Raw genomic sequence first — 20,772 nt, 5'->3', positions numbered from 1 at the left:
GGCCGGAACCATTCTCCGCCTTCTGCTTTTTGTTTAGACATCTGTTTCGGCTTTGCCGTGTTTCGCAGCATCCTGTCCCGTTTCACTCATGCCGGTTTGAAATGGATTGAGGCGACTTATCCGAAATGGATATGATGACCTCATGGAAACGCGTGATCTTCAGACCTTCCTTGCCGTTGCTGCCAGCGGCAGCATCACCCGGGCCGCGGACATGCTGGGCCGGTCGCAGCCCTCCGTCTCGCGCATCATTCAGGATCTGGAGGCGGAGCTGGGCTTTCAGCTGTTCCACCGGACGGGCCGCCGCGTGCAGCTGTCCGAGGAAGGGGTAGCCTTCGAGATCGAGGCGCGGCGGCTCCTGTCCTCGTTCACGGAACTGGCGGCGCGGGCCAAGGCCATCGCGGGGGGCAAGGGGCGCATCTTTCAGGTGGCGGCGACGGCGGCCATGGCCTGGGGGCTGATCCCGAACGCCATCGCGCGCGTGACGGGCGATCTGCCGTTCGAGGTGCATGTGGCCCAGCACGTGCCTTCGGCCGTGGCGCAGGATGTTCGGACGGGGAGGGCCGAGATCGGGTTTTCCAGCCTTCCCCTGGACGTTCCCGGGCTGGAGGTTCTGCGCCTGTATGCCGCCTCGAACGTCGTGGCCCTGCGGGCCGACGATCCCTTGGCGGCCGAGGATGTGGTGCCGCTGGCCGTCTTCACCGAGCGGACGCTGGTCACCATGCTGGACCCGCTGCGGTTCCAGGCCCGCGTCGCCCGCCTGATGGAAACCCGGGGCCTGGTGCCGAAGGCGATCATCCGCACCAACGTGGCCCTTGGCGCGTTGCAGATGGTCCGCCAGACCGGGGGCGTGGCCATCATCGATCCGGTGACGGCCTATGGCGGGCCCTTGCCCGACATCGTGGTCCGTCCGCTGGACGTGGCGGTGCCGTTTCACTGGGGCGTCATCGCTCCCTTGGGGCGCCCGCTGCGGCCCCTGACCCTCGCCTTGGTGGATGCGGCGGAAGCCGTGGCCCGCGAGGCCATTCCCGATCTGCAGATCTTGGACCCGGCCGGTGCCGGCGAAGCCGCCGGGGCCTGGACCCCGCCTGAACCTACGGACGATCGATGACCCTGCACGCCCTTGAAACCCGACTGGCCGAGGATCTTCGCAACCTCGAACTGCCCTCTAAGCCTTGGGTGCCGCCGCGGGAAGGCGTGCACGACGTCATCGTCATCGGCGCCGGGATGTGCGGCCTGGCGGCAACGGCGAAGCTGAAGCTGACGGGCATCACCAACATCCTGACGCTGGACGCCGCCCCCGCGGGGCGGGAAGGGCCGTGGATCACCTTCGCCCGCATGGAAACGCTGCGATCGCCCAAGGCGCTGGCGGGGCCCGCGCTTGGCCTGCCCGCCCTGACCTTCCGCGCCTGGTTCACCGCCCAGCACGGAGAGGCGGAGTGGGAGCGGCTGGACAAGATCCCCAAGGGGATGTGGATGGACTACCTCGTCTGGTATCGCCACGTGCTGGACCTGCCCGTGGTGAACGACACGCGGATGACGAAGCTGTCCTTTGACGGCGACCTGATCGCGCTGGAGGTGAAGGGGGCGATCTCCGGCCGCCTGTTGTGCCGCCGCCTTGTGCTGGCCACGGGGCGGTCGGGGCTGGGGGGTGCGGCGGTGCCGGACTTCCTGAAGAACGTGGACCGCCGCTTCTGGGCGCATTCGGCCGATGACATCGACTTTGACGCCCTGCGCGGCAAGCATGTGGCGGTGATCGGGGCGGGCGCGTCGTCAATGGACAACGCCGCCGCCGCGTTGGAGGCGGGGGCGGGGCAGGTGGACCTGCTGATCCGCCGCAAGGAGATGCCGCGCGTCAACAAGATGACCGGGATCGGCAGCCAAGGCGTGGTGCACGGCATGCACCTGCTGCCCGACGCGTGGCGCTGGCGGTTCGTGGACTACACCGCCGGTACGCAGACGCCGCCGCCCCGCAGTTCCACCCTTCGCGTGTCGCGCCACCCGAACGCGCGGTTCTTTCTGGATTGCGGCATCCGGTCGGTGCACGAGGATGCGGGCCGCCTGCGGATCGAAACGACGCAAGGGGCCATGCCGGTGGACTTCCTGATCGCGGCCACCGGCTTTGCCAACGACTTTTCGGGCCGGGACGAGTTCGCCGCCATCGCCCCCCACATCCGCAACTGGGCAGATGGTCGCTACACACCCGACATGGGCCCCGCCCGCCAGAACATGATCGAGGCGCCCGATCTGGGCCCGGATTTCGAGTTCCGGGAAAAGGTGCCCGGCGCCTGCCCGCTGCTGGCCCACATCCACTGCTTCAACGACGCGGCCATGTTGACGCATGGCAAGGTGTCGGGCGACATTCCGGCCGTCAGCGCGGGGGCCGACCGTCTGGTGCGCGGCATCGCCGCCAGCCTGTTCGCCGAGGATGTGGCCGTGCATTACGAACGGCTGCAGGCGTTTGACACGCCGGAACTTCAGGGCGACGAATGGACGGATTCCACCCCGACGCTGAAGGTGCAGGCATGACCGACGAACGTTACATCACCCTGAACGGCTGCACCTTCCGCTATCGCATCGCAGGGGAGGAGCATCCCGAGACGATCATCCTGCTGCATGGCGGGCGCGGCATCGGGGACCATCTGGGTGAATGGAACGCCTACAAGGCTCTGGCCGACCGCTACCGCGTGATCGCCTATGACCAGCGCGGCTGCGGGCTGTCCACGATCACCTATCCCATGAACTTCCGCCAGTATGCCGACGACGTGGACGCCTTCCGCCGCCATTTCTGCGGCGAGGAGGGGAAGATCATCCTGCAGGGCGGCAGCTTCGGCGGCATGATCGCGCTGACCTATGCCGTCCATTATCACCGCCACCTGTCGCGGCTGATCGTGCGCGGCACGGCCCCCAGCCACCACCACGAGGCGGAGGCGATCGAGACGTTCAAGGCGCGGATCGACAAGGTGCCCTCGGCCTCACCCGCGATGATCGACAAGCTGTTTTCGGAAAACATCGTGGACGACATTGAATTGCGGCTGATCTGGCTGGCGCTGCAACCGCTGTATTACGAGACATTCGATCCCGACGCCGCGCTGGAGCGCACCCGCACGATGCATCTGCATGCCGAAACCCACAACGAGATGTTCCGCGAAAAGGCCCATGACCTGCGCGACGCCTTGCGCTCGGTGCCGACACCCACGCTGGCCTTCTGCGGCGAAAAGGACTGGATCTGCCCGCCCAGCCAGTCCCGCCTGATCGCCGAACTGATGCCCAACGCCGAACTGTGGGAGGTGCCCGGCGCCAACCATTCCTGCCATGTCGAGAAGAACGCCGAGGTCGTGGCCCATATCCGCGGCTTCCTGGCGCGGACGGAGGGCTGATGGGCAGCTACCTGATCAAGCGCCTGCTGGAATCGCTGCTGGCCGTCTGGGGCGTGGTGACGATCGTGTTCTTTGTCACGCGCGTTCTGGGCGATCCCTCCACCCTTCTGCTGCCCGTGGGCGCCAGCGCCGAGCAGATCGAGGCGCTGCGGAGCCAGCTGGGCCTGAACGAGCCGTTGGTGATGCAGTATTTGACCTTCCTGTGGCAGGCGGTGCAGGGCGATTTCGGCACCTCGTTCCAGCACGGGCGTCCGGCGCTGGCGGTGGTGTGGGAACGCATGCCCGCCACGGCGCTGCTGGCCGGATCGGCCATGGTGCTGGGCATCGCGATCGGGGCGGTCGCGGGCGCCATCGCGGCGCTGAAGCGCGGCACGGTGGCCGAACTCGTCGTGATGACTGTGGCCCTTCTGGGGCAGGCGACGCCGGTGTTCTGGCTGGGGATCATGCTGATCCTCTATTTCGGCGTGTCGCTGGGCTGGTTGCCCACCGGGGGCTACGGCACCTTCGCGCATCTGGTGCTGCCCGCGCTGACGCTGGCGGTGTTCGTCTCCGCCTCCATCGCGCGGCTTTTGCGGTCGTCGATGCTGGACATCCTGCGCGAGGATTACATACGCACCGCCCGCGCCAAGGGGCTGATGCCCACGACCGTGTTCCTGTGGCACACGGCCCGCAACGCGCTGATCCCGGTCACGACCATGACGGCCATCCTTGCGGGGGAGCTTCTGGGCGGGTCAGTGGTGACGGAAACCGTCTTCGCCTGGCCCGGCGTGGGGCGGCTGATCCTGCAGGCGATCCAGGCCAACGACTTTCCGGTGATCCAGGCGGGCATCTTCGTCGTGGCCACGATCTTCGTGCTGATCAACTTCGCGGTCGACATGCTCTATGGCGTGCTGGACCCCCGCATCCGGGCGGAGCGCTGACATGACCTTCTTCAAGGAACTGGCGCGCAGCAAGGTCGGGATGGCGGGGTTCGTCATCCTCGTGCTGTTCGTCGCGGTGGCCGTCCTGGCGCCGTGGCTGGGGCTGGAGGATCCGACGCGCGGCAGCTTGCGTGCCCGCATGGTGCCGCCGGACTGGTGGGGGCCGCATCCTTTAGGCACGGACGAGGTCGGCCGCGACATCCTGTCCCGCATCGTTTACGGCAGCCGCATCACGCTGATGGTGGCCGGGGCGGCGGTGGTGGCGGGCGGGATCGTCGGCACCTTCCTTGGCATCCTTGCCGGTTATGCGGGCGGGATCACCGACCGCATCCTGATGCGGCTGGTGGACATCCAGCTGGCCATCCCCCTGATGATGCTGGCGCTGCTGGTCGTCGCCGCCCTCGGCCCGTCGATGGTGAACGTGGTGGCGGTCCTCGCCCTGACCTCGTGGATCCGCTATGCCCGCATCATCCGGGGGCAGGTCCTGTCCTTGCGGGAGCGGGAGTTCGTGCAGTCGGCCCGCGCCATCGGGGCCTCCGGCTGGCGGATCATGCTGCGGCACATCCTGCCCAACGTCCTGACGCCCGCGCTGGTCGTGGCCACGCTGGAACTGGCGCGGATCATCGTGATGGACGCCGCGCTGTCTTTCCTCGGCCTTGGCGTGCAGCCGCCGAACCCGTCCTGGGGACGGATGCTGGCGGACGGGCGGACCTACATCTCCACCGCGTGGTGGGCCGTCACCTTCCCCGGCGTGGCCATCATGCTGACCGTGCTGGGCGTCAACCTGTTCGGCGACTGGCTGCGCGATTACTTCGACCCAAAGACAAGGAGCGCCCGATGAACCGCATCTCCCGCCTGAAGACGCTGATGGCCGCGAAGGGCATCGACGCGCTCGTGACCTTCAAGCCCGAGCACAGCTTCTACCTGTCCGGCTTCAACCCGATCATCTTCTCCCACCCCGTGATCGCGATCCTGCCGGCCGAGGGGGAGCCTGTGATCCTTGTCCACGCATTGCGCGACGATCACGGCCGGTCAGAAAGCTGGGTGAAGGACATCCGGCTTTACGGCGCATGGTCCACCAAGGTCACCATGGGGCCGAACTGGCAGGACGCGCTGCGCGCCATTCTGGCCGAAAAGGGTCTGGATGCCGGCGTGCTGGGGGTGGAGGAGGATTACCTGCCCGTCGCCCGCCACCGCCTGCTGACCGAGCTGCTGCCGAAGGCGAAGCTGGTGGACAGCTCTGCCATCTTCGACCGCGCGCGTCTGGTAAAGGACGCGGACGAGATCGCGAACGCCCGTGTCGCCGCCGCGGTGGCGGATATCGGCATGGACGCCGCGCAGGACGCGCTGGCGCAGGGCGGGAGCGAGCGTGAGATCGCCACCGCCTCCATGTCCGCGATGAACCGGCACTGGGCGCTGCACTTGCCGGATCACGAGGTTGCGGATTTCGGATCGCTGGAAGGCGGCGCGCAGAACGGCCTTTGGACCTGGGCGCTGGCGGGGGACCGGATGTTCCGCAACTGCGACAACCCCACGCAACGCCGTCCGCAGCGGGGGGAGGCGGTCGCCGTCTTCATCTGGGCCATCGCGAACGGCATCCATGCCGAGAACGAACGCACCTTCGCCTATGGCCCGTTGCCGGACGCGAACCGCCGCGCGATCGACACGATCCTGAAGATCCGCGAAGACATCGCCCCCGCCATGCGCCCCGGCGCCCCGCTAGCGGACCTGTTCCACATCACGAAGCGCGGGCTGGAGGCTGCTGGTTATGCCGCGAACATTCCCGGCCGGATCGGCCACACCATCGGCCTTGGCGCGCATGAACACACCTCGCTGGACGGCAAGACGGACGTGATCCTTGAACCCGGCATGCTGTTTACGCTGGAGCCGAACCTGCGCGTGCCGGACCGGGGGGTGGCCACCCAGATATCGGACACGATCCTGATCACGGAAACGGGGCACGAGTTCCTCACGCGGTCCCGCGGCGGGTATATCGAGGTCTGAATGGCGCTCTTGGAGGTCGAGAACCTGACTGTCGCCTTTGACACCCCTTCGGGGCGTGTCCATGCGGTGAACGATGTCAGCTACACGCTGGACGAGGGCGAGACGCTGGGCGTCGTGGGCGAAAGCGGCTCGGGCAAGTCGGTGCATGTGCTGGCGATGCTGGGGCTGCTGCCGAAGCCGCCCGCCAAGGTGCTGGGCGGGCGGGTGCTGTTTCAGGGGCGCGACCTTCTTTCCATGTCGCAGGGCGAATTGCGGAACCTGCGCGGCGGGCAGATCGGCATGGTGTTCCAGGATCCCATGTCCTCGCTCAACCCTGTCCTGACCGTGGGGCGGCAGCTGCGCGAGGTGATCGAGCGGCACACCGACCTGAAGGGACGCCGCGCCGACGCCCGCGCGACGGAGCTGCTGGAGCTGGTCGGCATTCCGCGCCCCGCCGACCGCCTGAAGCAGTATCCGCACGAGTTTTCCGGCGGGATGCGCCAGCGCGTGATGATCGCCATCGGCCTGTCCTGCAACCCGAAGCTGCTGATCGCGGACGAGGCGACGACGGCGCTGGACGTGACGGTGCAGGCGCAGATCCTGGATCTGGTGCGCGACCTGAAGGACCGGCTGGGCACCACCGTCATCTGGATCACGCATGACATGGGCGTGGTCGCCGAACTCGCCGATACGATCCAGGTCATGTATGGCGGGCGGATCATGGAGCGGGGGCCGGTGGGCCCGGTGTTCCGCGATCCACGCTCGGCCTATACTTGGGGGCTTCTGCGGTCACTGCCGGACGAAGGCGCGCGGGCGCAAAGGCGGCTCTACCAGATCCCCGGATCGCCGCCGAACATGGCCGATCCGCCGAAGGGCGACCCCTTCGCCCCCCGCAACCCCTTCGCCACCCCCCGCTGCCACACGGAGGTTCCGCCCTTGCGATCCGTGGGGGATGGGCACATGGTCGCGGCATGGTACGATCTGCCCACCGCGCTGAAGGAGGCGGGCCATGTCTGATCCGCTGATCGAGGTCCGGGGCCTGCGCCGCAGCTATGGCGGCGGGCGCACCCTGCTGGGGGCGGAAAAGCCCGTGACCCATGCGGTCAACGACATCTCGTTCCACGTCATGCCGGGGGAAACGCTGGGTCTGGTGGGGGAAAGCGGGTCGGGCAAGTCCACCGCCGGCCGCGTGACGCTGCAACTGGAACCGGCCGACGAAGGGTCGATCCGGTTCGAGGGGCGGGAGATCACGGGGTTGGGCGCGCGCGAGATGAAGCCCCTGCGCGCCCGGATGCAGATGATCTTTCAGGATCCCTATTCCGCGCTGAACCCGCGGATGAAGGTGGGCGCCTTTGTGGCCGAACCGCTGGTCGTTCACAAGCAGGACGCCCATCCCGACCGGGTGGCGGAGCTATTCCGGATGACCGGCCTCGACCCCGCGTTCATGTCGCGATACCCGCATGAATTCAGTGGCGGGCAGCGCCAGCGCATCAACATCGCCCGCGCCATTGCCCTGAACCCGTCCTTCATCGTTGCGGACGAACCGATCACCGCGCTGGACGTGTCCATCCAGGCGCAGATCGTGAACCTGTTCCAGGATTTGCAGGACCGGCTGGGGCTCGCCTATCTGTTCATCGCGCACGATCTGTCGATGGTGCGCTACCTGTGCCAGCGGGTCGCCGTGATGCTGCGCGGACGCATCGTGGAGACGGGCCCGGTGGAGCAGATCTTCGCCGACCCGCGTCACCCCTACACCCGGTCGCTCCTAGCCGCGATCCCCGTGCCCGACCCGGACCGCCCCCGCCCGAAGCGCGAGATCTTCGACGTGTCCGCCAACATCCCCGCGCGCGAGGCCGCCATGGCCGAGGTCGCGCCGGGTCATTTCGTCCTCCAGCCCTGAAGGAAATCCCATGCGACATCTTGGATACACCGCCGTTCTGGCCGCCCTTCTGGGGTCCGCCGCCGCCGCGCAGGACGTGACGCTGGCGCTGACCAACGCCGTCAACACGCTGGACCCGCATCAAAGCGCGTCGGTGGGGCTGGACCTGTCGGTCCTCAGCCACGTCTACCCCTCGCTGATCCTGCGCGGGCCGGACATGGAACTGCACCCCTCCCTCGCGACCGAGTGGGAGGCCGTGGACGACCTGACCTGGCGCTTCAAGCTGGTGGAAGGGGCGAAGTTCGCGAACGGGGAGCCGATCGACGCCAACACCGTGGCGTGGAACATCGCCCGCGTCACGAACAAGGACAACCCGACGCGCATCTCCTCGTGGTTCACGCCGGTGACGGGGGCGACGGTGATCTCGCCGACCGAGGTGGAGATCAAGACCTCCAGCCCCTATCCCGCGCTGCCGGCGCAGTTGTCGATGTTCATGCTGCTGCCGCCCGAATGGGCCGCAAGCCACGATCCCGCGTCCGAAACCATGTCGGGCGGGCCTTATGTCATCGAGAGGGTGACCCCCGGCGACAGCATCACCATGACCCGCAACCCCGACTTCTTCGGCGAGGCGCCGGCCTTCGAGCATGTGACCTTCCGCACGATCCCCGAAACCTCCTCGGCCATCGCGGCGCTGGTGGCGGGCGAGGTCGACTTCATCAACAAGATCCCGCCCTCGGAACTGCCGCGCATCAGCGCCAGCGGCGTGGCCAAGGGGGGCGCCGTGCCGTCCACGCGGTCGGTCTTCATCAAGTTCAACACCGAAAAGCCGCCGATGGACAACAAGATGTTCCGTCAGGCGCTGAACTACGCCGTGGACAAGGACGCCATCGTGGACGTCCTGTTCGGGGGCGAGGCCGAGGTGTCGAACTGCCAAGTCATGACGCCCGCCTATTTCGGCTACAACCCCGACCTGAAACCTTACGTCTACGACCCCGAAAAGGCCGAGGAGATGATCAAGGAGTCTGGCGTGGACCTGTCCCGCCCCCTGGAGTTCGAGGTTCCGACGGCGACCTATCTTCAGGGCGAGGAGGTGGCGCAGGCCGTCGCCCAGATGTTCGCCGATGTGGGCGTGCAGACCGAATACCGTGCGATGGAATTCGGCGCCTACATGGACAAGTACCGCAAGGCGCATGATCTGGGGCAGATGTCGCTGCTGGGTCAGGCCTGGCCCACGATCGACGCGGACGGGCTGCTGACGCTGTTCAAGCCGGGAGATCAATACGCCTACTGGAACGACGCGAACTTCGGCGCGGCGCTGGAGGCGGGCAACGCCACCACCGACCCGGACGCCCGCAAGGCCGCCTATGCCGACGCCGCCCGCATCATGTGTGAGGAGGCGCCCGTCGTCTTCATGTACGCCCAGCCCGCGACCTATGGTGTGTCCAACAAGGTGGACTACACGCCGCGCGGGGATGACTGGGTGCGCGCCTTCGACATGAAGCCCGCCGGCTGATGCAGATCTTCGCCTCGCATTTCGGGTTCTTCGAGGTGGGGCCGGGCCCCACCCTGAAGCCCTTCCGCCACGACCCCGCCCCGTCCCCCGTGGGCCTGACGCATCTGGACCTTGCGCGCGATCCGGCGCGGGTGCGCGTGCCGATGGCCCGCAAGGGATGGCTGGCCGGGGATGGCGGGGCCGCGCGGGGCGACGACACCTATGTCGAACTGTCGCTGGAGGAGGCGACGGCGCTGGCCGCCCGCGAACTGGACCGGGTGCGGACGGCGCATGGCAACCGCGCGATCTTCGGCGGGTCCTACGGCTGGGGCAGCGCGGGGCGGTTCCACCACCCGCAAAGCCAGCTGAAGCGGTTCCTGAACCTTGCCGGCGGGTTCACCTTCGCGGTGAACACCTACAGCTATGGCACGGCCAAGGTCATCCTGCCCCATGTCGTCGGCGCCGAACATGCCGAGGTGGGGGCGCTGGCGCCCAGCTGGGACCAGATCGTGGAGCATTGCCGCCTGATCGTGGCCTTTGGCGGCATGCGTCTGGCCAACGCGCAGGTGGAGGCCGGATCGACCGGCGCCCACCGCGTCGGCGACTGGCTGGAACGGTTCCGCGCCGCCGGGGGCGAAATCGTCACCCTGTCCCCCGACGCGCGGGACGCGGTGCAGGGCCGGCACATCCCGATCCGGCCGGGCAGCGACACCGCCGCCATGCTGGCCATGTGCCACACGCTGCTGGAGGAGGGGCTGGCCGACGCCGCCTTCCTTGGATCCTTCACCACGGGGGCAGAGGAGTTCGCGCGCCATCTTCTGGGCCAGGACGACGGCACCCCGAAATCGGCCGACTGGGCCGCCGCCCTGTGCGGCGTCCCGGCCGAGGATCTGCGCGCCCTCGCCCGGCGGCTGGCGGCCGAGCCGAGCCTTCTGAACCTTGCCTGGTCGTTGCAGCGCGCGCGGTTCGGGGAACAGCCCTACTGGGCCTCGGTCGCGCTGGCGGCCATGGCAGGGGTGATGGGACGGCCGGGGCTGGGGCTGGCGCTTGGCCTCTCGGCCGTGTCTTCGGTCGGGCAGCCGGTGCGGGGGCTGCGGGGACCGTCTTTCCCCATGGGCACGAACCCCGTGTCCGACTACATCCCCGTCGCGCGGATCACCGATCTGCTGGAGCGTCCGGGCGGCACGCTGCCCTATGACGGCAAGATGCTGGACCTGCCGGACATCCGGCTGGTCTGGTGGGCCGGCGGCAATCCGTATCACCACCATCAGGACCTGTTCCGGCTGGAACGCGCGTGGACGCGCCCCGACACCGTGATCGTGCACGAGAATGTCTGGACGGCCACCGCGCGCCACGCCGATCTTGTCTTTCCCTCGGCCATGCCGTTCGAGCGGTCGGACATCGCCGGATCGTCGCGGGACCGGTGGCTCGCCTACAGCCCCGCCGTGATGCCGCCCCCGCCCGGCGTGCCGACGGATCACGAGGTCTTCGCCCGCATCGCCGCCCATCTGGGGCTGGAGAACGCCTTCCGCGATGGCCGGGACGAAGCCGCGTGGCTGGAGCACCTGTATGACCGCTACCGCATGGCGCATCCGGAGCTTCCGGACTGGGACCGCTTCCGTCAGGACGGCTATGCCTGCCTGGACGCGGATCAAGCCGCCCCGCGGCCGATGGTGCCCTTTGCCCAGCTTCGGGCCGGACACCCGCTGTCCACGCCGTCCGGCCGGATCGAGCTGGTATCCGACCGGATCGCAGGCTTCGCGCTGTCCGATTGCCCGTCCCACCCCACCTGGCTGGATCCGGACGGGGAGGAGGAGCCGCTGCCCTTCCACCTCCTGTCCCCCCAGCCCGAAACGCGGCTGCACAGCCAGCTGGACCCGGGTCCGCTGGCGCGCGACGCACGGGCGCAGGGGTTCGAGGTGCTGCGCGCCCATCCAGACGACCTGTCCCCGCTGGAACTGGACACGGGCGACATTGCCGAGGTGTTCAACGCCCGCGGCGTCACCCTTGTCAGCGTCGCGCCCGATCCGGGCGTGCGCCGGGGCACACTGGTGCTGCCGACGGGCGGCTGGTTCGATCCGGTGACCGACGCGCTTGGCCGGCGGGTGGATCTGGGCGGCAACCCGAACGTCCTCACCTCCGACGCGGGCAGTTCGGCTTTGAGCCAGGGCGCCAGCGCGAACCATCCCCGCGTGGGATTGCGGCCCTTGGCCGACCCCACGCTGATCGAGATCCGAAAGGCACGCCTATGACAGACGCCATCGATCAGGCCGCCGGTCTGGACGGCACCGATCCCCGCCATGCCCTGCGGCGCCGGCGGCCGGAATTCGTGGAGGGGGCGGAGGCCTGCCGCGCCTCGGTCCTGCACCCTGCGGACGATCTGGGGCTGAGCGCAGGGCTGCGGAATGCACTGGCCCACCGCATGGCGCTGTTGAACAAGGATGACACCATCGCTGCGCAATACGTTGTGATGGAAGATTTTTCCGCTGTCGCATCGGGCGCGACGGACCTTCCAGAGCCTCTGAACACCATTGCGCGGCATGTCGACATGGTCACCGCCGATCCGACCTCCGCCACCGCCGAGCACATCCGGCGGCTGGAGGCGGCGGGCCTCTCCGCACCGCAGATCGTGGCCTTGTCGGAGCTGATCGCCTATGTGAACTTTCAGGTCCGCGTCGTGGCGGGCCTTCGCCTTCTGGGGGCCGCATGACACCGCAGATCAAGCTGAAACCCCTGGTGTGGCACCCGCATGTCGCCCCCGTGGAGCTGGCCGACGCCACGTCCGCGCAGTTGGAGGCGATGAAGGTCACGCCCTCGGCCAAGAAGGTGTCGCCCTATGTGCGGACGCTGGCCCATGATCCGGAAAGCTATGTCGCGCGGACCGTTTTGTTCAACGCGATCATGTACGCCGAGGGCGGCCTGCCGCGTCCGGACCGGGAACTGGGGGCGCTTGGCGCCTCGGTCGTGAACGGGTGCCGGTATTGCGCGGTGGTCCATGCCCGCCAGCACGCACACCTGACGCAAAGCGACGCCGTGGTGTCGGCGGTCTATCTGGACCGGCCGCAGGATCTGTCACCCCGCGACGCCGCCATCTACGCCTTCGCCCGCCGCCTGTCGGTCACCCCAAGCACGGCCACGACGGCGGATGTGCAGGCCCTGCGGGATGCGGGGATGGAGGAGGCGGAGATCGTGGACCTGATCCATTCCATCGCGATCTTCGGCTGGGCGAACCGGCTGATGCACGTCCTTGGCCACGCCACACCCGCATGAAGGACGCGCTGGACCGGATCGACGCGCGCATCCTGGCGGAGTTGCAGCGCGACGCCCGCCAGACCCAGCGGGATCTGGCGGACAAGGTCGGCCTGTCGCAGAACGCCTGCTGGCGCCGCATCCGCAACCTGGAGGAGCGGGGCATCATCACCGGCCAGACCATCCGCGTCGACCGCGAGGCGTTGGGCCAAGGGCTGGTGGTGTTCGCGATGATTCGCACGCGCAACCATTCCGGCGACTGGCTGAAGCGGTTCCGCGCGCATGTCCTGTCCATTCCAAATGTGGTCGACTTTCACCGGATCGGGGGCGACTACGATTACATGCTGAAGATCGTGGCGCCGGACATGAAGGGCTACGATCACGTCTACCAGCGCCTGATCGAGACGATGGAGCTGGACGCCGTCACCTCCTACTTCTCGATGGAGGCAATTGCCGAAGGGCGGCCGGTGGATGTGTAGGTGATCGGCCTGATTGTCCTTTTTACTATCAGTGACCCGATACAGCGCAGGTTTGCATTCATCTTTGGGACAAATTCACGGGGCGGACGGTGTACTTGTTGAAAAAAACAGGGGGACCTCGCATGACAGCTTTGACCGACTTCCGCCACCGCCTGACGCGCGACGATCTGCTGGACCATCTGCGGCAGGGGCTGATCGGCGACGGCATGGCGTTCGAGACGCCCTTCGGCACGCAGAACCTGCTGTATGCGGATTACATCGCCTCGGGCCGGGCGCTGCGGGTGGTGGAGGCGTTCGTGGCCGAGGAGGTGCTGCCCTTCTATGCGAACAGCCACACCGAGGCGAGCTTCTGCGGCATGACCATGACCCGCATGCGCGAGGAAGGCCGGGCCACCATCGCGCGGCTGGTCGGTGCGGGGGACGGGTGCCACGTGATCTTCACAGGCTCGGGCGCGACGTCGGGGATCAACCGGATCGTGAACCTGCTGCGCGTGGCCGACCGCGTCCGGGCGGGGGAGCGGGTGGTCGTGCTGTGCGGCCCTTACGAGCATCATTCGAACATCCTGCCCTGGCGCGAAACCGGCGCCACCATGGTGGAGGTGGCGGAGGCCGAGGCGGGCGGCGTGGACATGGCCGACCTGTCGCGCGCGCTGATGGCGGCCGAAGGGGCGGATCTGGTGATCGGCACGTTTTCGGCCGCGTCGAACGTGACGGGGATCCTGACGGACACCGAGGCGGTCACGGCGGCCCTGAAGGCGGCGGGCGCGCTCGCGATCTGGGATTACGCGGGGGGCGGGCCCTATCTGCCCATGTCGATGGAGGGCAAGGACGCCATCGTCTTTTCCGCGCACAAGTTCGCGGGCGGGCCAGGTGCCTCGGGCGTGCTGGTCTTGCGCGATACGGTGGTGCAGCGGGCAACGCCGACGCTGCCGGGCGGGGGGTCGGTGTCCTTCGTGTCCCCGCGCGGTCACGCCTACAGCGGCCGCGTCACCGCGCGCGAGGAGGCGGGCACCCCCAACGTCGTGGGCGACATCCGCGCGGCCCTTGTGATGCTGGTGAAGGACGCCGTCGGCACCGACCGCATCCATCACCGCGAACAGGCGCTGCGGGCGCGGGCCCTGTCCGCGTGGTCCGCCGTGCCGCAGATGGAGATCTTGGGCAAGCGGGCCGACGCGCTGCCGATCTTTTCCTTCCGCATCCGGGACGGGCGGGGCGGCCATGTCCATCACCAGCTGTTCACCCGCATGCTGTCGGACATGACGGGCATTCAGGCCCGCGGCGGCTGCGCCTGCGCCGGGCCCTACGCACACCGCCTGATGGGCATCGACGACACTGCCTCGGACGCGCTGTTCGCGCGCCTGACGGCGGGGGAGGAGCTGGCAAAGCCCGGCTGGGTGCGGCTGAACCTGTCCTGGCTGCACAGCGACGCGCAGGCGGACCGCATCATCGCGGGCGTGGCGGGGCTGGCCGCAAATGCCTCCGCGCTTGCGTCGCGCTACATCGGCGATTCGGCCACCGCGCGTTTCCGCGTGGCCGACATGGCGGCGGAGTAGGATGCTGGCCGTCATCCTGGCCGGGGGCCGCGCGCAACGGATGGGCGGGGGGGACAAGTGCCGGCTGGATCTGGGCGGCACGACCATTCTGGACGAAATCCTGCGCCGCCTGCGCCCGCAATGCGCGCGGGTGGTCCTGTCGGCCAATGGCGATCCGTCCCGCTTTGCCGATCTGGGCCTGACCGTCCTGCCGGATGCGGAGCCGGACCATCCCGGACCGCTGGCCGGGCTGCTGGCGGGGATGGACCATGCGGCGGGGCTTGGCATGAACCGGGTGCTGACCCTGGCGGGCGACACGCCCTTTTTGCCGCCCGATCTGTGCGACCGCCTGCGCGGGGACGGGGCCATCGCCCTTGCCGCCAGCAACGGCGTCCGGCACCCGACGGTCGGGGTCTGGCGGGTGGACCTGCGCGAGGATCTGCGCGCCGCCCTGCGCCGGGGCGAACGGGCCGTCGGCCGCTGGGCCATGCGGCATGACGCGCGGCTGGTAGAGTTCCCGGTGGAAGACCACGACCCCTTCTTCAACGTGAACACGCCCGAGGATCTGGAGACCGCCCGCGCGATCCACCTCTCTGCGAGGTGATGGCGGCGGTCTGGGCATCGCTGGGGCGGGGGTCTATGACAGGGCGACCGCTGCCAAGGGGATGTCCATGACCACCGCACTTCAACCTCTTCTGTCCACACTGGAAAACGCGTTCGGAGGGCGCCTGTCCACCTCGCAGGCCGTGCGCGACCAGCACGGGCGGGGGGAGGCGCATCACGCCACCGCCGCGCCCGACGCCGTCGTCATGGTCCGCAGCACCGAGGAGGTGGCCTTCGTGGTCCGCCACTGCGCCGAGGCGGGCGTTCCCGTCATCCCCTACGGCGCGGGCACCTCGCTGGAAGGGCATCTGGCGGCGGTGCGGGGCGGCATCTCAGTCGACCTGTCGCAGATGGACCGGGTGCTGCGCGCCAGCGCCGAGGATATGGACTGCACCGTTCAGGCCGGCGTTACGCGTGAGGCGCTGAATGCCCATCTGCGCGATCAGGGGTTGTTCTTCCCGATCGATCCGGGCGCCAACGCCTCCCTCGGCGGGATGGTGTCCACCCGGGCGTCGGGCACGAACGCCGTGCGCTATGGCACGATGCGTGAGGTGACGCTGTCCCTGACGGTGGTGCTGCCGGACGGGGAGGTGATCCGCACCGCCTCGCGCGCCCGCAAGTCCTCGGCGGGCTATGATCTGACACGGCTGTTCGTGGGGGCGGAAGGCACGCTGGGCATCGTGACAGAGATCACGCTGCGCCTGTTCGGCATTCCGCAGGCCATTTCCGCCGCGCTGTGCAGCTTTCCGGATGTGGAAAGCGCGGTGGCCGCGGCGACGATGGTCACCCAGTTCGGCATCCCCGTCGCCCGGATGGAGCTGATGGACCGCGGGCTGATCGAGGCCGTAAACCAGCATGCCGGCCTGTCGCTGCCCGTGGCCGACACGCTGGCGTTCGAGTTTCACGGGACCGATGCCGGCGTGGCCGAACAGGCGGCCGTGGTGGCCGAGATCGTGAACGATTTCGGAGCCCTGGGGTTCGAAGCTGCTACGGACCCTGAAGAGCGGTCGCGTTTGTGGAAGGCGCGTCACAACGCGTGGTATGCCGTTGTCGGGCAACGGAAAGGTGCCGTGGGCTGGACTTCGGACGTGTGCGTGCCAGTGTCGGAGCTGACGGGCTGCATCCGCCATGCGCGCGACCTGCTGACCGATTGCCCGGTGCCGGCGGTGATCCTGGGGCATGTAGGTGACGGGAACTTCCACGTCGTCTTCGCGATCGACCCCGACCGCCCCGAGGAGATGGCCGCGGTGAAGCGCATCAACGCCGAAATGGTGGCCCGCGCCATTGCCGTGGACGGGACCTGCACCGGCGAACACGGGGTGGGGATGGGCAAGGCGCCCTATCTGCAACAGGAATACGCCCCCGCCGCCCTGCGCCTGATGGCTGCGCTGAAGCAGGCGGTGGATCCGCGCGACATCATGAACCCCGGCAAGATCCTTCCCTAGACGGGGCTTCATCTTCCTTTTGCCTTCCGGCCCCTCCCTCCGCTATGTCCTGTGATGGGGGAGGGTCTTCGACCGCATGACGCGGCGAGGGCGGAACGCGGGTGGCCGGCACGGCCGTTCGTCCGACCCGCAGGGAAGGAAACGGACACGTGACATCGGCATCCGCCACCATTGAACGGGACGGCGCAAGGGCCGGCTGGGTCGTGACCCTTTGCTGGATCGCGGTGGTCCTTGACGGGTTCGACCTTGTGGTTCTGGGGGCGCTGATCCCCACGCTGACGGGATCGGCCGCGCCCTTCATGACCGGGGGGGAGGCGACCTTCATCGCCACCATCGGGCTGGTCGGGATGATGATCGGCGCGCTGTCCATCGGCGCCGCGACCGACCGCTTCGGCCGCCGTCAGGCGCTGATCTGGACCGTGGCGGCCTTTTCGCTGCTAAGCGCGCTGTGCGGGATGGCCCAGACGCCGACGCAACTGGCGGTCCTGCGCTTTCTGGCGGGGATCGGTCTGGGCGGCTGCCTGCCCACCGCCATCGCCATGGTGACGGAGTTTTCGCGCGGTCGCGCGGGCCGCGCCTCCACCACCGTGATGACGGGGTATCACGTGGGCGCGGTCAGCACGGCGCTTCTGGCGCTGCTGCTTCTGCCCGTGGCGGGGTGGCGGGCGATGTTCGTAGCGGGGGCGCTGCCGGGGCTGATCCTCGTGCCCCTGATGCTGCGGCATCTGGCGGAAAGCCCGGCCTATCTTCTGGCACAGGGCCGGCGGGCCGAGGCGGAGCGGATCGCCCGCGCCCACGGCATCGTGCTGACCGGGCCAGAGGCGGGGGCGGCGAAGGCCTCCACCCGCACGCTGTTCGAGGCGGGACGGCTGAAAACGACGTTGGCGATCTGGGTCACCTCCTTCATGGGGCTGCTGCTGGTCTATGGGCTGAACAGCTGGCTGCCCGCGCTGATGGTGGCCGCCGATTACGGGCTGGAGCGTGGGCTGTGGCTTCTCCTTCTCCTCAACCTCGGGGCCATCTGCGGATTGGTGGTGGCCGGGCAGGTTGGGGACCGGATCGGGTTGAAGCGGGCGGCGGTGATCTGGTTTGCCGCAGGTGCCGTGCTGCTGGCTTTCCTGTCGTGGAAGATGCCGGTGGGGCTGCTGTATCCGGCCGTGTTCCTGACGGGGTGCTTTGTATTCTCGGCACAGGTGCTGGTCTATGCCTATACGGCCGCGCATCATCCGGCCGGCGTTCGCGCCACGGCCATCGGCATGTCCGCCGGGGTGGGGCGGCTTGGGGCCATCGCGGGCCCCCTGATCGGCGGCACGCTGGTCAGCATGGGGCTGGGGCACCCGTGGGGCTTTTACATCTTCGCGCTGGTGGGGGTGGTGGCCACTCTGGCCATGGGCCTGACGGCGGGCCGCGCAAGATAAGCGATCCTCACGGGCCGGGCGCCCGTGAGGATCCGATGGTCAGGCCGCCTCGATCCGGATCGGCACGCCCTTGAAGGCCGGGGTCTTGGAGGCCATGTCGTAAAGATCCAGCGGCACAAGGACGTTCGCCTCGGGGTAATAGGCCCCGACGCAGCCGGGCGGCAGGTCGTAGGCCACAAGGCGCAACCCTTCCAGCCGCCGGGGCGTGCCGTCCTGATGGGCGGAGACGAGCGTCACGCCCTGCCCGTCGCGGAAGCCGGCGGCGGCGATCTCCTCCGGCGCCATCATCACGATCATCCGGTCGGTGTTCAGGCCACGCAGACGGTCGCGATAACCGTAGATCGTCGTGTTGAACTGGTCGTTCGACCGCAGGGTGACCAGCGTGTACACGTCCCCGCCCGGCATCTGGCCAAGGGAGCTGGGGCCGACGGGGGTCGTGAACTCGGCCTTGCCGCTTTCCGTCTTCCAGTTCCGGTCGCGCGCGGTGTTGCCGCGATAGAAGCCGCCCGGCGTGAACATCCGGTCGTTGAAGTCGCGGAACTGGTCGGGATAGGTTTGTTCGATCAGGTCGCGGACAAGGGCGTAGTTCCCGATCCAGGCGTCCCAATGCACGTTGGGGTTCGGATCCAGCGTGGCCTTGGCGATGCCCGCGATGATCGCGGGTTCCGACAGCAGCGTGGGTGCCGCGGGCTTCCGGCGGCCGATGGAGCCGTGGATATGGCTCATCGTGTCCTCGATCGTGACGGCCTGCGGGCCGGTGGCCTGCAGGTCCTCCTCGCCCCTCACAAGGCAGGGCAGCAGCCATGCCCCGTCCGCCACCAGCGTGTGGGAGCGGTTGAGCCGGGTCGCGATCTGGACGTTCAGCCCGAGCTTGGCCCAGGCGTGATCGACGCGGCCCTGATCGGGAATGGCGCGGGCGAAGTTGCCGCCAAGGCTCAGGAACGCCGTGATGTCACCGTCAAGGATGCCTTGCGCCGCCTCCACCGTGGTGACGCCGGTGTCGCGGGGCGGCTCGAAGTCGAAGATCTCGGCCAGACGGTCCAGCGGGACGAGTTCCGGTTTTTCGGACACGCCCACCGTGCGCTGGCCCTGCACGTTGGAATGGCCGCGCACCGGGCAGATGCCCGCGCCCAGACGGCCGATATTGCCGCGCATCAGCAGCAGGTTGACCAGCATCCCGATGGAGTCCGCGCCATGGACGTGCTGGGTCAGGCCCATGCCATAGACACCGATCACGCGTTGCGACCGGGCGTACATCTCCGCCACCTCGACCAGATCGTCGCGGGTCAGGCCGGAGGTGTGCTCTATCTCGTCCCAGCCGAGGTTGCGAACCCATGTCTCGAAGCCGGCAAAGTCATGGGTGTGCTGGGCGATGAAGGCGCGGTCCAGAACCTCGCCCCGCTCCTCGTCCAGTGTCAGAAGGTGCTTGACCATGCCGGCGATGGCCGCGATGTCGCCGCCCGGCTTTACCTGAAGGTAGAGGTCCGAGATCTTGGTGGCCTTGCCGCCCAGCATCTCCACCGGGCTTTGCGGGTTGGCGAATTCCACCAGACCGCGTTCCCGGACGGGGTTGAAGGTGACGATCTTGCAGCCGCGCTTGCGGGCCTCTTGCAGGGGATGCAGGAAGCGGGGGCTGTTCGATCCGGTGTTCTGGCCGAAGAACAGGATCATGTCGCAATGTTCGAAATCGTCCAGAATGCAGGTGCCGACCGGCGCGCCGATCTTCTGCTTCAGCGCCACGCTGGTCGTCTCGTGGCACATGTTGGAGCTGTCGGGCAGGTTGTTGTGCCCGTAAAGCCGCCCGAACAGCGCCCAAAGGTAGGACGATTCAAGGCTGGCGCGGCCGGAGGCGTAGAAGACCGTGGATTTCGGGTCCAGCGTCCGCAGCTTCGCCCCGATGGCTTGGAACGCGGCGTCCCATGACGTTTCCACATAACGGTCGGTCGCGGCGTCAAAGCGCATGGGGTGGGTCAGGCGTCCCAGCATCTCAAGATCATGGTCGCGCCACATCCGCAGTTCCGTCGCCGTGTACCGCCCCAGAACCTCCGGCCCGCAGCGTTCCAGCGTGTGGTCCCAGATCGTGGCCTTGGCCCCGTTCTCGCAGAACTCCGCCAGATGGGGGGAGGCGGGCTTGGCCCAGGCGCAGGAGGTGCACATGTGCCCCTTCGGCTTGTTCTGCTTCAGCAGCGTTTCCAGAACGCCGACGGCCGGCTTGTCGCCGCCCAGATGACGCGCCACGCTCTTGATCGAGCCCCATCCGCCCGTGGGATGGTCATAGAACGGCGTGTTAGGATCCTGATCGGTTTCGGAACGGCTCATGTGCGGTCCCCGGCTGGTTGCGGTCGCGTCATCAGTGCCCCCTGCATGATATGGCTGCGTCTACCCTTCCGGAAAC

Annotated in this window: 18 protein-coding genes; 17 read left to right on the top strand and 1 reads right to left on the bottom strand. The window is 68.1% G+C overall.

Annotation, left to right across the window (positions count from 1 at the left end):
• Positions 1–142 precede the first annotated feature (142 nt).
• The 17 genes from PIJ50_RS05130 (at position 143) to PIJ50_RS05050 (ending at position 18,377) form a co-directional block, all read left to right on the top strand.
• The gene (locus PIJ50_RS05130) at positions 143–1,108 is read left to right on the top strand and encodes a LysR family transcriptional regulator (protein WP_271973299.1); all 966 of its coding nucleotides are present in this window, start codon (positions 143–145) and stop codon (positions 1,106–1,108) included.
• The gene (locus PIJ50_RS05125; protein ID WP_271973297.1) at positions 1,105–2,526 is read left to right on the top strand and encodes an NAD(P)-binding domain-containing protein; all 1,422 of its coding nucleotides are present in this window, start codon (positions 1,105–1,107) and stop codon (positions 2,524–2,526) included. The genes PIJ50_RS05130 and PIJ50_RS05125 overlap by 4 nt, the downstream gene beginning before the upstream one ends.
• Positions 2,523–3,377, top strand: coding sequence for an alpha/beta fold hydrolase (locus tag PIJ50_RS05120; RefSeq protein ID WP_271973296.1), 855 nt, complete (start codon positions 2,523–2,525; stop codon positions 3,375–3,377). Before PIJ50_RS05125 ends, PIJ50_RS05120 begins: the two co-directional genes overlap by 4 nt.
• Entirely contained in the window at positions 3,377–4,297 is a 921-nt protein-coding gene (locus PIJ50_RS05115; protein ID WP_271973294.1) for an ABC transporter permease, read from the top strand. The genes PIJ50_RS05120 and PIJ50_RS05115 overlap by 1 nt, the downstream gene beginning before the upstream one ends.
• A 1-nt stretch (position 4,298) precedes the next feature.
• Complete coding sequence (locus PIJ50_RS05110; RefSeq protein WP_271973292.1) at positions 4,299–5,138, top strand: ABC transporter permease; 840 nt, start codon at positions 4,299–4,301, stop codon at positions 5,136–5,138.
• Entirely contained in the window at positions 5,135–6,301 is a 1,167-nt protein-coding gene (locus PIJ50_RS05105) for a M24 family metallopeptidase (RefSeq protein WP_271973290.1), read from the top strand. Before PIJ50_RS05110 ends, PIJ50_RS05105 begins: the two co-directional genes overlap by 4 nt.
• On the top strand, positions 6,302–7,297 hold the full coding sequence (locus PIJ50_RS05100; RefSeq protein ID WP_271973289.1) for an ABC transporter ATP-binding protein: 996 nt from the start codon (positions 6,302–6,304) through the stop codon (positions 7,295–7,297).
• Positions 7,290–8,180, top strand: a complete 891-nt coding sequence (locus tag PIJ50_RS05095; protein ID WP_271973287.1) for an ABC transporter ATP-binding protein — start codon at positions 7,290–7,292, stop codon at positions 8,178–8,180. Before PIJ50_RS05100 ends, PIJ50_RS05095 begins: the two co-directional genes overlap by 8 nt.
• Positions 8,181–8,190: 10 nt before the next feature.
• The gene (locus PIJ50_RS05090) at positions 8,191–9,672 is read left to right on the top strand and encodes an ABC transporter substrate-binding protein (protein ID WP_271973286.1); all 1,482 of its coding nucleotides are present in this window, start codon (positions 8,191–8,193) and stop codon (positions 9,670–9,672) included.
• On the top strand, positions 9,672–11,903 hold the full coding sequence (locus PIJ50_RS05085; protein WP_271973285.1) for a molybdopterin-dependent oxidoreductase: 2,232 nt from the start codon (positions 9,672–9,674) through the stop codon (positions 11,901–11,903). Before PIJ50_RS05090 ends, PIJ50_RS05085 begins: the two co-directional genes overlap by 1 nt.
• The gene (locus PIJ50_RS05080) at positions 11,900–12,361 is read left to right on the top strand and encodes a CMD domain-containing protein (RefSeq protein ID WP_271973284.1); all 462 of its coding nucleotides are present in this window, start codon (positions 11,900–11,902) and stop codon (positions 12,359–12,361) included. Before PIJ50_RS05085 ends, PIJ50_RS05080 begins: the two co-directional genes overlap by 4 nt.
• Complete coding sequence (locus PIJ50_RS05075) at positions 12,358–12,921, top strand: peroxidase-related enzyme (protein WP_271973283.1); 564 nt, start codon at positions 12,358–12,360, stop codon at positions 12,919–12,921. The genes PIJ50_RS05080 and PIJ50_RS05075 overlap by 4 nt, the downstream gene beginning before the upstream one ends.
• On the top strand, positions 12,918–13,379 hold the full coding sequence (locus PIJ50_RS05070) for an Lrp/AsnC family transcriptional regulator (protein WP_271973282.1): 462 nt from the start codon (positions 12,918–12,920) through the stop codon (positions 13,377–13,379). The genes PIJ50_RS05075 and PIJ50_RS05070 overlap by 4 nt, the downstream gene beginning before the upstream one ends.
• Before the next feature lie 122 nt (positions 13,380–13,501).
• Complete coding sequence (locus tag PIJ50_RS05065) at positions 13,502–14,932, top strand: aminotransferase class V-fold PLP-dependent enzyme (protein WP_271973281.1); 1,431 nt, start codon at positions 13,502–13,504, stop codon at positions 14,930–14,932.
• A 1-nt stretch (position 14,933) separates the two neighbouring features.
• Positions 14,934–15,515: a molybdenum cofactor guanylyltransferase MobA gene (mobA, locus tag PIJ50_RS05060; protein ID WP_271973280.1), complete on the top strand. Its 582-nt coding sequence runs from the start codon at positions 14,934–14,936 to the stop codon at positions 15,513–15,515.
• Between the two features lie 67 nt (positions 15,516–15,582).
• Positions 15,583–16,959, top strand: coding sequence for an FAD-binding oxidoreductase (locus PIJ50_RS05055; protein ID WP_271973279.1), 1,377 nt, complete (start codon positions 15,583–15,585; stop codon positions 16,957–16,959).
• Between the two features lie 149 nt (positions 16,960–17,108).
• Positions 17,109–18,377: an MFS transporter gene (locus tag PIJ50_RS05050; protein WP_271973278.1), complete on the top strand. Its 1,269-nt coding sequence runs from the start codon at positions 17,109–17,111 to the stop codon at positions 18,375–18,377.
• A 39-nt stretch (positions 18,378–18,416) separates the two neighbouring features.
• Here the strand turns inward: PIJ50_RS05050 and PIJ50_RS05045 are convergent, their stop codons facing one another.
• Complete coding sequence (locus tag PIJ50_RS05045; protein ID WP_271973277.1) at positions 18,417–20,696, bottom strand: FdhF/YdeP family oxidoreductase; 2,280 nt, start codon at positions 20,694–20,696, stop codon at positions 18,417–18,419.
• Between the last annotated feature and the right edge of the window lie 76 nt (positions 20,697–20,772).

It is taken from the genome of Falsirhodobacter sp. 20TX0035 (genome assembly GCF_028307215.1).
Lineage (GTDB): Bacteria > Pseudomonadota > Alphaproteobacteria > Rhodobacterales > Rhodobacteraceae > Falsirhodobacter.
The sequence above is the reverse complement of the archived record's forward strand: the minus strand, read 5'-3'. Positions and strand labels throughout refer to the sequence as shown.

Coding starts and splice junctions, on each gene's coding strand:
- PIJ50_RS05105 (WP_271973290.1), top strand. CDS start 5,135: ATGAACCGCATCTCCCGCCTGAAGACGCTGATGGCCGCGAAGGGCATC.
- PIJ50_RS05110 (WP_271973292.1), top strand. CDS start 4,299: ATGACCTTCTTCAAGGAACTGGCGCGCAGCAAGGTCGGGATGGCGGGG.
- PIJ50_RS05075 (WP_271973283.1), top strand. CDS start 12,358: ATGACACCGCAGATCAAGCTGAAACCCCTGGTGTGGCACCCGCATGTC.
- PIJ50_RS05130 (WP_271973299.1), top strand. CDS start 143: ATGGAAACGCGTGATCTTCAGACCTTCCTTGCCGTTGCTGCCAGCGGC.
- PIJ50_RS05055 (WP_271973279.1), top strand. CDS start 15,583: ATGACCACCGCACTTCAACCTCTTCTGTCCACACTGGAAAACGCGTTC.
- PIJ50_RS05100 (WP_271973289.1), top strand. CDS start 6,302: ATGGCGCTCTTGGAGGTCGAGAACCTGACTGTCGCCTTTGACACCCCT.
- PIJ50_RS05090 (WP_271973286.1), top strand. CDS start 8,191: ATGCGACATCTTGGATACACCGCCGTTCTGGCCGCCCTTCTGGGGTCC.
- mobA (WP_271973280.1), top strand. CDS start 14,934: ATGCTGGCCGTCATCCTGGCCGGGGGCCGCGCGCAACGGATGGGCGGG.
- PIJ50_RS05085 (WP_271973285.1), top strand. CDS start 9,672: ATGCAGATCTTCGCCTCGCATTTCGGGTTCTTCGAGGTGGGGCCGGGC.
- PIJ50_RS05070 (WP_271973282.1), top strand. CDS start 12,918: ATGAAGGACGCGCTGGACCGGATCGACGCGCGCATCCTGGCGGAGTTG.
- PIJ50_RS05095 (WP_271973287.1), top strand. CDS start 7,290: ATGTCTGATCCGCTGATCGAGGTCCGGGGCCTGCGCCGCAGCTATGGC.
- PIJ50_RS05125 (WP_271973297.1), top strand. CDS start 1,105: ATGACCCTGCACGCCCTTGAAACCCGACTGGCCGAGGATCTTCGCAAC.
- PIJ50_RS05120 (WP_271973296.1), top strand. CDS start 2,523: ATGACCGACGAACGTTACATCACCCTGAACGGCTGCACCTTCCGCTAT.
- PIJ50_RS05080 (WP_271973284.1), top strand. CDS start 11,900: ATGACAGACGCCATCGATCAGGCCGCCGGTCTGGACGGCACCGATCCC.
- PIJ50_RS05065 (WP_271973281.1), top strand. CDS start 13,502: ATGACAGCTTTGACCGACTTCCGCCACCGCCTGACGCGCGACGATCTG.
- PIJ50_RS05115 (WP_271973294.1), top strand. CDS start 3,377: ATGGGCAGCTACCTGATCAAGCGCCTGCTGGAATCGCTGCTGGCCGTC.
- PIJ50_RS05045 (WP_271973277.1), bottom strand. CDS start 20,696: ATGAGCCGTTCCGAAACCGATCAGGATCCTAACACGCCGTTCTATGAC.